16 protein-coding genes, 1 pseudogene and 1 riboswitch are annotated in these 12,419 nt (G+C 38.8%); of the genes and pseudogenes, 10 read left to right on the top strand and 7 right to left on the bottom strand.

The window, feature by feature from the left end; translation table 11 throughout:
• Positions 1–5 precede the first annotated feature (5 nt).
• Both PPM_RS14085 and PPM_RS14080 read right to left on the bottom strand, forming a co-directional pair.
• Positions 6–353 (bottom strand): DMT family transporter, encoded by a 348-nt coding sequence (locus PPM_RS14085; RefSeq protein WP_014599882.1) that lies wholly within the window; start codon positions 351–353, stop codon positions 6–8.
• Positions 350–688: a DMT family transporter gene (locus PPM_RS14080; protein WP_013371503.1), complete on the bottom strand. Its 339-nt coding sequence runs from the start codon at positions 686–688 to the stop codon at positions 350–352. The genes PPM_RS14085 and PPM_RS14080 overlap by 4 nt, the downstream gene beginning before the upstream one ends.
• A gap of 85 nt (positions 689–773) precedes the next feature.
• Positions 774–874: riboswitch (guanidine-I (ykkC/yxkD leader) on the bottom strand.
• Between the two features lie 223 nt (positions 875–1,097).
• Between PPM_RS14080 and PPM_RS30125 the strand changes: the two genes are divergently transcribed.
• Together PPM_RS30125 and PPM_RS28600 are read left to right on the top strand one after the other, a co-directional pair.
• The gene (locus PPM_RS30125) at positions 1,098–1,190 is read left to right on the top strand and encodes a YjcZ family sporulation protein (RefSeq protein ID WP_225683653.1); all 93 of its coding nucleotides are present in this window, start codon (positions 1,098–1,100) and stop codon (positions 1,188–1,190) included.
• A 385-nt stretch (positions 1,191–1,575) separates the two neighbouring features.
• A complete protein-coding gene (locus tag PPM_RS28600) occupies positions 1,576–1,683 on the top strand; it encodes a hypothetical protein (RefSeq protein WP_016821960.1) in 108 nt (35 codons plus the stop codon).
• A gap of 196 nt (positions 1,684–1,879) precedes the next feature.
• On the opposite strand, the gene PPM_RS14075 is transcribed toward PPM_RS28600, so the two are convergent.
• Positions 1,880–3,349, bottom strand: a complete 1,470-nt coding sequence (locus PPM_RS14075; protein ID WP_013371501.1) for an FAD-binding protein — start codon at positions 3,347–3,349, stop codon at positions 1,880–1,882.
• A gap of 604 nt (positions 3,350–3,953) precedes the next feature.
• Between PPM_RS14075 and PPM_RS14070 the strand changes: the two genes are divergently transcribed.
• The 4 genes and pseudogenes from PPM_RS14070 to PPM_RS30645 all read left to right on the top strand — a co-directional run.
• Entirely contained in the window at positions 3,954–4,835 is an 882-nt protein-coding gene (locus PPM_RS14070) for a glycosyltransferase family 2 protein (protein WP_013371499.1), read from the top strand.
• A gap of 219 nt (positions 4,836–5,054) precedes the next feature.
• Positions 5,055–5,129, top strand: coding sequence for a sporulation protein YjcZ (locus PPM_RS30120; protein ID WP_080567897.1), 75 nt, complete (start codon positions 5,055–5,057; stop codon positions 5,127–5,129).
• Between the two features lie 351 nt (positions 5,130–5,480).
• Complete coding sequence (locus PPM_RS14065; protein ID WP_013371498.1) at positions 5,481–6,899, top strand: helix-turn-helix transcriptional regulator; 1,419 nt, start codon at positions 5,481–5,483, stop codon at positions 6,897–6,899.
• Between the two features lie 292 nt (positions 6,900–7,191).
• Positions 7,192–7,568, top strand: a pseudogene (locus PPM_RS30645) (hypothetical protein); the annotation flags it as partial.
• Positions 7,569–7,880: 312 nt separating this feature from the next.
• Here PPM_RS30645 and PPM_RS29655 read toward each other — a convergent pair.
• The 3 genes from PPM_RS29655 to lexA all read right to left on the bottom strand — a co-directional run bounded on the left by PPM_RS29655 (position 7,881) and on the right by lexA (position 9,272).
• On the bottom strand, positions 7,881–8,021 hold the full coding sequence (locus PPM_RS29655) for a hypothetical protein (RefSeq protein ID WP_013371496.1): 141 nt from the start codon (positions 8,019–8,021) through the stop codon (positions 7,881–7,883).
• Positions 8,022–8,062: 41 nt separating this feature from the next.
• Positions 8,063–8,227 carry a hypothetical protein gene (locus PPM_RS29650; RefSeq protein ID WP_013371495.1) on the bottom strand — a complete coding sequence of 55 codons (165 nt, stop codon included), beginning with the start codon at positions 8,225–8,227 and terminating at the stop codon, positions 8,063–8,065.
• Between the two features lie 418 nt (positions 8,228–8,645).
• Positions 8,646–9,272: a transcriptional repressor LexA gene (lexA, locus tag PPM_RS14050; RefSeq protein WP_013310545.1), complete on the bottom strand. Its 627-nt coding sequence runs from the start codon at positions 9,270–9,272 to the stop codon at positions 8,646–8,648.
• Positions 9,273–9,461: 189 nt separating this feature from the next.
• On the opposite strand from lexA, the gene PPM_RS14045 reads away from it, so the two are divergent.
• From PPM_RS14045 to PPM_RS14030, 4 genes are all read left to right on the top strand, one after another.
• Positions 9,462–9,830 (top strand): LysM peptidoglycan-binding domain-containing protein, encoded by a 369-nt coding sequence (locus PPM_RS14045; protein WP_013371494.1) that lies wholly within the window; start codon positions 9,462–9,464, stop codon positions 9,828–9,830.
• Positions 9,831–9,938: 108 nt separating this feature from the next.
• On the top strand, positions 9,939–10,145 hold the full coding sequence (locus tag PPM_RS14040; RefSeq protein ID WP_013371493.1) for a DUF896 domain-containing protein: 207 nt from the start codon (positions 9,939–9,941) through the stop codon (positions 10,143–10,145).
• Between the two features lie 114 nt (positions 10,146–10,259).
• Entirely contained in the window at positions 10,260–10,769 is a 510-nt protein-coding gene (locus PPM_RS14035) for a hypothetical protein (RefSeq protein ID WP_013371492.1), read from the top strand.
• A gap of 157 nt (positions 10,770–10,926) precedes the next feature.
• The gene (locus tag PPM_RS14030; RefSeq protein ID WP_173364600.1) at positions 10,927–11,721 is read left to right on the top strand and encodes an HAD family hydrolase; all 795 of its coding nucleotides are present in this window, start codon (positions 10,927–10,929) and stop codon (positions 11,719–11,721) included.
• Between the two features lie 98 nt (positions 11,722–11,819).
• Here PPM_RS14030 and PPM_RS14025 read toward each other — a convergent pair whose 3' ends face one another.
• Entirely contained in the window at positions 11,820–12,362 is a 543-nt protein-coding gene (locus PPM_RS14025; protein WP_013371490.1) for a 1,2-dihydroxy-3-keto-5-methylthiopentene dioxygenase, read from the bottom strand.
• Positions 12,363–12,419 lie beyond the last annotated feature (57 nt).

Below are 12,419 nucleotides of genomic sequence, written 5' to 3'. Positions count from 1 at the left end.
TTTTACTAGATTTCTACGAGTTGTACAGTTTGCGTACAGGCCCTAGCTAGTTTCAGCCCCACAGCAGAGCTAAGGACCAACCCTATACACAAAATGCGCATTAAACCGCGGGGCTCACTATAAAAGATCATGCCGAGGATAGCGCCTCCAGAAGCGCCAATTCCAGTCCATACAGCGTAAGCTGTTCCCATCGGGAGTGTTTGCATTGCCAACGATAAAAATATAAAACTTAGGCCAAAACCAGTAATCAAAAGAGTCAGCGATTTCCAACTGCGGGTTTGATTGAACCTGTTTATAAGCAGAACCCCGATTATTTCAAAAATGCCCGCTGAGATCAAATACACCCAATTCATAGTCCACTTACCTCCTCTTTCTTCTTACTAAGTATTTTTAGTCCAATCACTCCAATAAGTAGCAGCCTGATTAAAGCTACTTTCGAAACACTTATGTCTGCGCCAAACAATAGAATTTCAACTACTACAGTTCCAGCTGTCCCTAGCCCGACAAATACAGCGTATACAGTTCCAACCGCTAATGAACGAGACGCCTTGATCATCAAATAAAAGCTGATGTACATTGCGATTACTGTACCACTCCATTCCAAAAAACTATCCGCATGCTTTAACCCACTGACCCAAGCAACCTCGAATATAGCCGCCACAATGACTGAAAACCACGTTTTGTTCATAACACGCTCCTCCTTAAACTTCTTATTAAAAATTGGGCAAAAAAGAAAAAGATAAAAGCCCGGAAATAAACCGCACAATGCGGTTATCTCCCAGGCTTTTATCCCTCCGTGTCACAGCCACTTGGCTGTGCGTTTTCTCTTGGACCAGACCAATCTTGCGATTGCGGAACCCTAGAAAACGTTTTTATTCAGTTATTGGCTAAAATCATACTTACACGCGATGTAACGTGAGTCAATTTACAACTCCACCACTAACCTGCCAGTTACTTTAACGCCGATGCTTAGTCTACAACTGCATTTTCACTGGATTCGCCTGGTTGGGTGTATTTTCCATTTAACTGAATGCCCGGTCACGGAGTCGTAGTTATACATATATTATGGTGAAAACAATTAAAGGAGGGCTAAAGCTATGAGTGGATGTGCAGGTGTGTGGACTTCTACAGCGGCAATTTTGGTGCTTTATATCCTTTTGGTTATCATCCTTAAATCGTGTTGGGTTTAATTTTGTGAAGAAAATTGTATAGTGCCCCATCAACAAGTTCAATACCCTTATTTCTTTGGTAATCTGCCCGAAATCAGATTAGATAACAAGCTCTGCCGACCGATTAAGGTTAGTAGAGCTTGTTTTATTTGAGCATTTTCTTGATTAGCTTTAATAACTCAGAAGCGCTATGATCCACTTTCATGCGTCAATGGTATTTTGATCAATGGTGCCTGCTCTAACGGAAAGGTGGTATCCAATGTTAATGAAAACGGGAATAAGAGTGGATATATTCAAAATAAAGGGGAAAATGTTTCTGTGGTGTTTTTTAATTACCAGCATGCCCTATCAAAGAATGTATTCTTACATATATTAAAGTGACGACAGATAAAGGAGGTTAAAAGGCATGGGTGCATATGAAGGTAATGGTGGCGGCGGTGTATGGACTTCTACAGCGGCGATTTTAGTGCTCTTTATTCTCTTAGTTATCATCACTAAATCACTTTGGGTTTAATTTGTGAAAAGAACTGTTGGATAATATCACTTCATTCATGGATTGTAAAAGGTTGATTCCAGTAAGCGCATAAGCTATTTGGCAATAGTCACAGCATTCGCTGTTCTTTTGGTGGGTGCTTGCTGAATTTCTGCCATAATAGTTTTGCGCTTATTGGGTTTCGTCGGAAAGGGGAACGTTCTCATTGAAGGGTTTATTAGCCTATACCGAATGCTTTTTTTTCAAGATCTTCTATAATTTCTAACGCAACAAAATATCCAAAAAATAATGTTAAAATATCCTCATATCGTTTTCCTGATCCTCTTGCGCTACTCAATATTATGTTTTGACTTTCTTGTATTTCTCTTTTATGGAGTGATAGAGAAACCACAGATGAATCAGGAGCGATCAGATCCACCATTAGAGTTGACAACTTTTTCTGAAACTCTTCAATTGGAAAGTCATTATTTTCTTTTGAGTACAGTTGCATAGGTTCAAGTGGATCTTTAAATGTAATCGGGTATTGAGTATTGAAGACACCTTCATTAGCTATTTTGTCAGCAATTAATTTACCGAAAACGATACCCGCTGCAAATGCTTGTCCAGGGATTCTTCCCATACCTAGATCACCATTAAATTGAGCTTCTCCAGAAGCAAAAACACGATTCAAGTTTATAACTTCAGCATTAGCATTGATTTCGATTCCTCCTGAAGAATAGTGCATTGTTGGTGTGATTTTGATTCTTTTATTTTTAACCACCTTAGTGCTAAACCCATATTTTTTAAATCTTTCATTCAATATAGTTTCATCAGCATGGCTCATATCCAAGTACATATCCTTTTTTTGCTTGATGCAATCTAGTTCAAAATGTAAAATCTCGTCAATCATTTCGTGGTAATCATCTCGAGCAATAGCATCACTAATATACTCATCTTTTAATAGTTGAATTCCTTTCTCATCTACTATTTTCCCTTGGCTTAAAGATACAACTCCGCCCAATAAAATTTGTCTTCCATTGTATATTGACCAAGGATGAGACATTACAGTAGACATTCCCTTTAATCTTGCGCCTATTTTTTTAGCTAGGATAAGCGTTTCTCCAGTCGAACCCGGTGAATTATCATTGTAATTAAATTGTCCCGCATATCCTCCTGTAGCTAATACCAAATAATTAGTATATATCCTGATAAATTGATCTAATTGAATGTCATAAAATAATGCGATAATTCCATCATCAGACTTTTCCAAATCAATCAAAATTTTATTACACAGCGGTTGTTCAATATGTTGTAACAGACAATTAACTAATTTTTTTCCTCCCTGTGATTTAATCAAACATTCAGGCATGATACCAAAGGATGTTTTCTCATAAGAGATTCCTAATTCCTCGAAAAAACTTATAACTATGTTGGAGTTTCTATATAGCGTTTCAATAACCGATCGATCTGCTCCACATTTATTAATCGTAAGATTAATAATATTGTTAATATCATTCTCCGATGGAACACGTGTATTTGCGGCTGCAAGAAAGGAGTTGCTTTGTTTGGGCGCATTCTTTTTTGTTGTAATGGTATACTTGATATTGTTTTTCGATAAATAATAAGCGACAGCAAGCCCCGAGATACCCGTACCGACAATCAAAATTGGAGTGTAGTGTTCTACGGATGTTATATTTCGTTCCATCATTCAATCCCCCTTTTTAAGATGCAGATATGATCTTCGGCTGAATCTCACAGTCCGTTTTCCATTTAGATATAAATATACAGTAGTATATGCAGCTGTGATATCTGACAAATATTGGTTAAGTTAAATTAAATACAGGCACATTTGCAAAAAGGAGAGGCAAAAGAGAGTTGTTATACCCATCTTTAAGAAAATATTACTGATATTATAATAGGTTTATTACCGATGAAGAATGGGATCTAAGTAATATATTTTTCCTAATTGTACAAATTTATTACTTATTTTGTCAATATCATCTAAGAAGTAAATAACTCGACTTTGAAGCATGAATATTCAAACCAATCAATCTTTGATGGCACTAGCGAATCTTTTTCTGTTAATTAATTATAAGGAGGTGTCTTTTGATAAGAGGATTGGCTTTCTAGGAGTGGAAAGCTTCTAAATTTTCAAAAGGGCATATTATATTACCGAGAAGCCGCTTCAAAATATATTTCAGAACATATCTTAGAACATAAGAATATAGAAGGAACAGCTATCAAAAATAGGGGAGCTGCTTTGTGATTTTATTACTGATTCTATTTTTAAAATATGAAATGGAGGGAATATTGTGCCACGAGCTTCGGTCATACTGCCAGTTTACAATAATGCGGCTTTTGTCTTGGAAGCAATACACAGTATTTTAACTCAAACTTATTCAGATTTTGAATTAATTGTTATTGATGATGGTTCGACAGATGGATCTACCTTTCTTATTTCACAAATATCAGACCCTAGAGTGATAAAAATCTTCCATAGTACCAATCGAGGGTTAATCGCTTCTTTAAACGAAGGATTAAAAAAGGCCAATGGTGAATATATCGTTCGTATGGATAGCGATGATATTTCTACACCAGATCGACTAGCTGTACAAATCGCATTTATGGATCAAAATCCATTGGTTGATGTATGCGGTGCTGCTTTTACTTCATCTAGTGGAGGATCAATAAAGGTAAATCCGGCCAGTCATGACGAAATTAAAACATGGTTGCTATTTCACTGTTGTATCTGCCATCCGGCTGTAATCATGCGCAATAGCATGATCCGTCGGCTTGGCATTCAATATGATAGTAATTATCCCCATGCCGAAGACTACGAGCTGTGGAACCGACTAGCTTTCCAGGTACAAATGGCAAACCTCCCCATAAACGTATTGTATTATCGTCAACATAATGGACAAGTGTCCAATCAGCACAAAGCTATACAAGATGCTACTGCTCGGAGAATTCGTCAAAGACAGTTTAGTAAGTTGGGCTTGGAATTATCAGATGAAGAGAACCAGATTATGCTGGATATTCTTGAGTTTAAAATTAATCCCTACGATTATGGTAGCTACACCAGAGCTTTAGGTTTTGCCAACTGGGTGCTAGACCAAAACAGTAAGTATTTAGTTTATAACCAGGAAATGTTAAATATAGCGTTTTCAAGGTGTATATCCCATATTCCTTATTGACAGAGAGATAAGCAAGTGATCCTGTTGGACCGATGATACTCTAATGGCACAAGCTTGTAATGTTTTTACAAAAAGGTGATTAGGCTCTGCCGGTTTAGCTGGTTGAGTCTTTGTTTTGTTTAATCTGTATGCCCTGTCACAAAACGTATCTATACATATATTAGAAGTACAACAATTAAAGGATGTTAAAACCATGGGTGCATGTGAAGTGGCTACGGTGTGTGGACTTCTACAGAGGCAATTTTGGTGCTTTTTATCCTCTTGGTTATAATTACTAAAGCATTTTGGATTTAATTTTGTGAAAAATTATAATGTAACACACTTCACTTTTTTTAAGATGGTAAAAGTTGAACCCAATGGCGCATAGGTTATTTGGCAGTAACCATAGTATTCTCTTCCTTTTGGTTAACTAAGTTTTTACAGCCTATTTAGGAAACCCTGCCATAATAGGTTGTTGCGCTTATTGGGTTCTACTGTCAGTGATCAGCATAAACCATGCTTACCGAAGTTTTTTTATTTCATTTTATGTTAAAAATGAAATCTCACATTATTCGCATAATATATTGACATATGGTCAATTTTAGAGAAAAATAGATAACAATAATATAAAAATTTTGGAATTTTTATGTGAAGGGTGGATATGACATGAAGCATACACCTACGATTCGGGCGGAATTAGATAGATACCTAAAACAAGAGGGTCTGAACCTAACGCAATTCGGGCATATCGCAGGCATTAATAGGGGGATAGTAAGTGGCATTGTAACAGGAAATAGTTCTATGTCTGTTAACCAAATTGATAGAATCACTGAGGCTATGGGTTTACCAGAAGGCTATTTTTACGACTTATATGTAGAAAACTATATTATCGACATTCCCCCTAATATGAGGCGAATCGAGCCATTTTTGTATCGCTGTGCAGAGTTGGACAAGTTGGATGCGATCCGTCGAGTGGTGGGAGCTATCATGGACAATCTACTCTACTCACCCAAGCTATTTGACATTGCAGAAGAATTGTTAGCGCAGGGACGATATGATGCTGCACTATTGCTCTATGAAAGTGTAGCAGAAGTGGAAAAATATCAACATTCTGAACGCTTGGCCATCTGTCAATATCGTATTTTCACGATTCAGATTGATGACGATCAAAGCCGCAATCTTAGGGCAGCCATACTTTTCGAGCCTTATGTCGAGCGCCTAGATGAAATAGAACAACTTGATGCATTGAAGGACTTAGCTAATGTGTACAGATCTTTGCGTAAATGGGATAAGGTTGATGAAATAGCGAGAAAATTGAGAGCAAAAGCGGAAATCCAATACACTTTGAAACATCAACAGAAGAAACTAAAGGATGATGAGTCTAAAAATAGTTTAAGTCGCCCCATGTTTGTATATATTACCTATGCTGACCTGTTGTGTGCAAGTGTCTGTGATGCCCAAGGCGATTATCAACAAGCTCTACAATATACATATGCCTATGCAGACTTGGAGTGGGTTAGAGAGACTGATGATGATACCCTATATTGGGTAGAAATGTATCAAGACTGGGCACGATGTAATATTTACGTTAATAAACTCCTATCTGGAGATACAAGTGTGCTTGCAGATTATGTTGAATACATAGCTGAAACAGCACATACTGTGGAGGATGAAAAACTCTCAAAGTTGTTGAACGTTATGATAGCGGCTAACCGATATAATTTGAATGTAGATGATGTACTATCACGATTTAAGATAGACATTGATGCCTTTACCCAACTTCCGCTATCTACTGATATGTACACCCAACAAGTGGTACCTGACTATATTGCATGGTTTTGTTACGAAGTGGCCTACTATTATTTAAACAGGGGGAAGTACAATGATGGTTTTAAACAATTATTATGTGCTATGGTAAAAGCACATATACTAAACAATGAAACATACTTTATAAACTGTACGGGTCTCTTTGCACATTTCCAAGCATACGCGTCTCCAGAGGCCAGAGAAGAGTATTTTAAACTATCAGAAAAGGTGTGGTTAGACAATGTTGAAAAAAATGACACTGTTAATCGTTGCAAGTAGCTTTTTGTTTTTTCCCGTCCTGACGCAACATATTCAGATCCTTGTACAGGTTGGAGGTTCTTAAATGCAAAAGCTCTACTAACCTTATGGTTGGTAGAGCTTTTTAGTTAAAGGAATTGTTACACATGCCCCGAATGAGTCACTGAGTGTTCAGTTTTAAAGCATACATATAAATATTTTGATGGCACAAAGTTATGACAAATTATATCTTCCCATGAAATGAGGTTTTTTAATGATTTTTGATCTAAGAGGGTCTGAATCTATGACACCGCAGGTGGGCATCTTTTATTAAATGGTGGAGGGGAATTACAACCGATTAAAATCCATCGTTCAAGATATGAAGCAAAGCGAGTTAGATTATAAAGGGCCAGATCATAAGTATAACAGCACTTCCCAGTTGATTAGGCATTTGTCATATGTAGACTTGAAATGGGTTTACAGAATTAAAGGAGAGAAGATATTCCTGAATATCTTGAGTAAACTATGGTCCTATGGTTGATAAACATAATAATATTCCGCAAAGTAGGGATATTCACTTAAGGATCTCTTAGCGGATTATAACTTTGTGATTAATTTATTGGAATCTGGCACATATCTGATCATAGCCGGTATCACCAAGCAAATATAAATCAACTTCGGAAATGGTATAATGGTGTTCGGAAGTTCGGAATGGCCTGTTCTATGTCTTTCTACGGTTTATTAACTTCAATTCTTAGCCATGCTATTAGCGATCATTCATTATTTGAAGCATATTTAGAAATTTTTATAAAGAACTTTGTTGTGGCCTATCCATTACAATTATTGGTTATGGGTCCAGCTGTTCGAGCCTTGTTTATAAAATTTATAAAGAAATGCGGGCAAGCAGGACCAAAGCTGATACAAGTTTGAAGAAGCTATAACTGGCGGGATTGGTAGTTTGGGGATCATTTAACACAAAAAAAGCAGGAAGAATTCTTCCTGCTTTTTGCTTGTAAATAAATATTAACGTCTGCGTTGTCCATCATTCACGCTAAACAGATTGACAGCCAGTGCGTTACCTCTTGCACGCGCAGTGGCTCTTTGGTTGGAACGGATGTTTAATCTTCTTCTTCTCAATTCACGGTTGCTGTGTCTTCTGCTCATAATATCACCTCCCTTCAAAGAAATGAAGGTACGGTTAAATCTTAATGATGTTTATGCTTACGCTTGGTAATTTTGATATTTAATGCGTTAGTTGCGAGTGCATTTCCGCTTCCTGTTTTAGCAGCTGCGGCTTGAAAGACTTTAACGACCAGATATCTGTTTTTCCCGATGCGATGCTTATACGTTTTAACTCTATTTCTGATCATCTGCATAACTCCTTTACTTTAGGTCTGCTATATACATATGTCAATTGTGCTAGTAATGTATCAGCATAAATCTACTAAAGACAAAAAGAAGCTAGTACCTATGTTCCTAAATGTTTTTAAAAAAAACTCATGCTAGCCTGCGTTCGCCTTCCCAACTTTACGTTATAGGGGAAGGCTACAGTAGGTTCACATGAGTCAAATTTCCATTTGTTTAGCTAATAAAAGTAAACAGTTCAAGATCAGACGGGACTATTTCGGATAATGGGGGGGATATAATAGTAGAGACAATATAGGTTGCTGAAAAGGAAAGAATAGTTGTGAGACACACATAGTAAACATAATAACAATATAAAACCGGCTCGCCTAGGCGGCCGGTTTTATATTCGTGGTAGTATAACGGGGAAGAAAGCACGATAAATCAGTGGAAGTCCCGGAAGAGTCCAACAACCTTGCCCAATATGCTGACGTGTGTCAGGCGAAGCGGTTCAAAGGCTGGATTTTCAGGTTGAAGCCGGATATGATCTTTTTCTTTGTAAAAGGTTTTAACTGTTGCCTCGTCTTCATCTGTCATAGCTACTACAATGTCTCCGTTATCAGCCGTCTGCTGCTGACGTACGATTACATAGTCTCCGTTAGCAATACCAGCTTCAATCATGCTTTCGCCTACAACAGATAACATGAATATTTTATCCTCACCAACAAAGTGTTGGGGAAGAGGAAAGTAATCTTCAATATTTTCTGTCGCCGTAATAGGAAGACCAGCGGTTACTTTGCCGACGACGGGAACACGACTAATGGAGTAATTAATCAAGTTGCTGTTATCCGATTCGTCTTGACCAAGTAATTCAATAGCCCGTGGTTTCGTAGGATCGCGGCGAATGAGTCCTTTTTTCTCCAAACGATCCAAATGACCGTGAACCGTAGAACTGGAGGCCAATCCGACTGCCTCGCCTATTTCGCGCACAGAAGGGGGGTATCCCTTTAGACGCACTTCATTGCGGATAAATTCAAGAATGGCCTGCTGGCGGCTCGAAATCTTAGACATACCGTATCAACCCCATTTAGTAACGTTTGGGAAAATTATAGCATAGAACCTCCGTTCGTACAAACATAAGTTCTAAATAATCCCTAAAAATATTTACGAACTTTTGTTCTCTTTTCTATTGAACAAAACAAATGTTCGTGTTATATTGTGAAAAACATAAGAACAAACGTTTGGAGGACGCGGCCAATTATGAAATATAGCACTTATCAAAGTATTTTCCCGATGAACTTAGAGAATTTACAGGAGACCCGAAAAGAGGGTAAGGTGCGTTTGTTACAGGTTATTACCAATACTCTTTTACTCAAGCTTCTTATTCTAGTAATTATCGTTTGGGTTGCAGGGGCAGGTGTACTTACGGTTTTCGCAGCACCTTCAGTTTCTAATAAAGAGGTGATTAAGCTGACCGTACAACCTGGAGATACGTTATGGAAGATTGCCGTGAATCATAAACCGGAACGAATGGATACACGGGTATATATTGAAGGGATTATGCGTATTAACGCTTTGGAGGATCGGGGAGTGCAGGCAGGTCAGGTGCTTAAGCTTCCACACTTCTGATCTATAAGACTATAGAGCTTGTCAAGGAGCGCAATGCGGGAGCCTTGACAAGCTCTTTTCTACATGTCAAAGTGTATTATATCTTTGCTTTTATGGAGGGGACACAATTTGGATATAGACAGCTTGGTACAGCGCATTAATGAATTAGCGCGCAAAGCAAAAGCCGAAGGATTGACAGAAGAGGAAACCACAGAGCGCGCCAACCTTCGGGAAATTTATTTAGGCAACATTCGCCGTAATTTTCGGCAGCAGCTTGAAACCATTGAATTTGTGGACGATGATACGTCGAAGGGAAATGACGGGCTGAAGCATTAATGTCGCTAAAGCCTGCATCATTTGCCTTGTTTTAGGTATCTTTCCTGGTATCTATATAGATCAGCTTTAAGGCAGTTGTTTTAATGTAATATTTATTGGGAAGGGAATTGAGAGATGGCCCGATCATTTGAAAGAAAAGTACGTAAAAACACAGCGCATTTAAATAAAACGCGCAAGAAACAAGGCATTCAAACCATTAACGGCGCAGGTTCAGCAATGGACATTTTCCGTGGCCGTAATATTACTGTGCCAATCATGCTGGCTGGTCTTGCTGTATTGTACATGCTTATGAGTTACTTTTTGACTAAGACCGGCATGCGGGGAATGGACTGGCTGGTATTTGGCTTGTACTTGATGCTGGCTGTTATCTTCTTCATTCGCCGTCCTTATTTAAAAGTGGGAAAAGATACCCTCTATATGTTAAAAGGTGGAAGAGAACGTCCGATGACGGCAGGGGACATGAAAGCCATCAAAATTGAAAAGGGTTACGTTACCGTTGAAAGAAAAGGGAAGGGCGGTAATTTTATTTTTACAAAATCACTGGGACGCTACGATACGGATGCCATCGCAGAGCGGCTTGAAAAGTTTGCACTATCCAATCAGATACAGGTAGATAAGAAATAACCGATTTAGCCTGTAGCTCTGTAAGTAAGGCCGTATGATGTTATTTTTTCATATAACATGGTGCGGCCACTTGCTTAATATGGGCACACATAACGATCTGATTCGTGACCAAACAGACAATCTTACATATACAGTGGAAAGAGAGTGGATAATTCATATGACGATTCAGGCGATAATGTTTGATCTTGATGATACCCTTCTGTGGGATGAACGTAGTGTAGAAGAGGCATTTGATGCAGCGTGTCAAACAGGCTCCCGAGAAACAGGGGCTGATCCGAAAACGCTGGAAGAAGCCGTACGCAAGGAAGCGCGCGCTTTGTATGAGTCCTATGAAACCTTTAGTTTTACTCAAATGATTGGCATTAATCCGTTTGAAGGACTGTGGGCGAATTTTACAGCAGGTGAGCAACCTGAATTCCGCCAATTGGAACAGTTGGCTCCTGCTTATCGTAAGGAATCATGGCGCAGAGGGCTTCAGCAACTGGGGATAGATAATGAGGAGTTGGCGGAGAAGCTAGCTGCCCAATTTGCTTCGGAAAGACGTGCACGTCCACATGTATATGAAGAAACGTTTGAGATTCTGGAACAATTGAAGGGGCAATACAAGCTGTTATTGCTGACAAATGGTTCCCCTGATCTACAACAGGAGAAGCTGGATGGAGTTCCTCAATTGGCTCCTTTTTTTGATCATGTTGTCATTTCAGGTTCTTTTGGTCGGGGCAAGCCTGACCCTTCTATATTTCAGCATGCTTTGGGACTTCTAGGAATTGAACCTGGACAAGCTTTAATGGTAGGAGATAAGCTGACGACTGATATTCAAGGGGCTTTGGCAGCTGGTGTCCATTCGGTGTGGGTGAATCGGAACGCTAAAACCAATACTACAGAAATCAAGCCGAAGTTCCAAATCAAGCATTTGTCTGAGTTGCATGGAATTATTCAATCTTTAAAGTGAGAAATCTACAGTTTTCTAAAACAAGTATCAAGAAAACTCCCTTCGCTCGATATGCTACAGAGCGGAGGGAGTTTTCTTATTGACACCATAGATCTTAATTATGCTGTAGTGAATGTTGGATCTTCGAACGGTTCGGCAATCCAGCCATTTTCTTCGATGAACAAGCGGACTGCGACGATCTTTTGATTTTCCATTAAAGTGAAGAAGTGCGGTGTATTTTCAGGTACGGAAATAACGTCACCTGGTGAAAGCTCTACATTAAAATAGCCGATCTCTTCAGAGCCTTTAATGATGAAAATGCCTTTACCAGCAACAATGGCACGGATCTCATCCTCGGTATGGGTGTGAATTTGCTCGAACTTGGCCAGCAGCTCGTCCAGTTTCGGCGTTGCTTCAGATAAGGTGATAACGTCCCATATTTTATATCCGCGACGTGCGGCTAAATCCTTGATTTCAGGTTCAAATGTTTTAAGAACAGCGGCTTTTTGATCATCTGTCAGAGTAAAGTTTTCTTGCAGCTCCCTTGGCAGCTTGGAAGCATCCCAGTGTTCATACAATACTTGGTGGCTCTCCAAAAATTCACGTACTTGTTCTTCACCACTAATTCGCTCATTCGTATTGCGTATAAAAATTTCTGCCATATACAAATCCCTCTTTTCCACTTGGATTAATGTTGTATAAAGAATACCATGTCTTAT

The organism is Paenibacillus polymyxa M1 (assembly GCF_000237325.1).
In the GTDB taxonomy this organism is placed as follows: Bacteria; Bacillota; Bacilli; order Paenibacillales; family Paenibacillaceae; genus Paenibacillus; species Paenibacillus polymyxa_C.
Note: the sequence above shows the minus strand (reverse complement) of the source record. Positions and strands in the feature narration are given on the sequence as shown.

Coding starts and splice junctions, on each gene's coding strand:
- PPM_RS14085 (WP_014599882.1), bottom strand. CDS start 353: ATGAATTGGGTGTATTTGATCTCAGCGGGCATTTTTGAAATAATCGGG.
- PPM_RS14065 (WP_013371498.1), top strand. CDS start 5,481: ATGAAGCATACACCTACGATTCGGGCGGAATTAGATAGATACCTAAAA.
- PPM_RS14080 (WP_013371503.1), bottom strand. CDS start 688: ATGAACAAAACGTGGTTTTCAGTCATTGTGGCGGCTATATTCGAGGTT.
- PPM_RS14035 (WP_013371492.1), top strand. CDS start 10,260: ATGGCCCGATCATTTGAAAGAAAAGTACGTAAAAACACAGCGCATTTA.
- PPM_RS29655 (WP_013371496.1), bottom strand. CDS start 8,021: ATGAGCAGAAGACACAGCAACCGTGAATTGAGAAGAAGAAGATTAAAC.
- PPM_RS14030 (WP_173364600.1), top strand. CDS start 10,927: ATGACGATTCAGGCGATAATGTTTGATCTTGATGATACCCTTCTGTGG.
- lexA (WP_013310545.1), bottom strand. CDS start 9,272: ATGTCTAAGATTTCGAGCCGCCAGCAGGCCATTCTTGAATTTATCCGC.
- PPM_RS30125 (WP_225683653.1), top strand. CDS start 1,098: ATGAGTGGATGTGCAGGTGTGTGGACTTCTACAGCGGCAATTTTGGTG.
- PPM_RS14045 (WP_013371494.1), top strand. CDS start 9,462: ATGAAATATAGCACTTATCAAAGTATTTTCCCGATGAACTTAGAGAAT.
- PPM_RS14025 (WP_013371490.1), bottom strand. CDS start 12,362: ATGGCAGAAATTTTTATACGCAATACGAATGAGCGAATTAGTGGTGAA.
- PPM_RS28600 (WP_016821960.1), top strand. CDS start 1,576: ATGGGTGCATATGAAGGTAATGGTGGCGGCGGTGTATGGACTTCTACA.
- PPM_RS14075 (WP_013371501.1), bottom strand. CDS start 3,349: ATGATGGAACGAAATATAACATCCGTAGAACACTACACTCCAATTTTG.
- PPM_RS29650 (WP_013371495.1), bottom strand. CDS start 8,227: ATGATCAGAAATAGAGTTAAAACGTATAAGCATCGCATCGGGAAAAAC.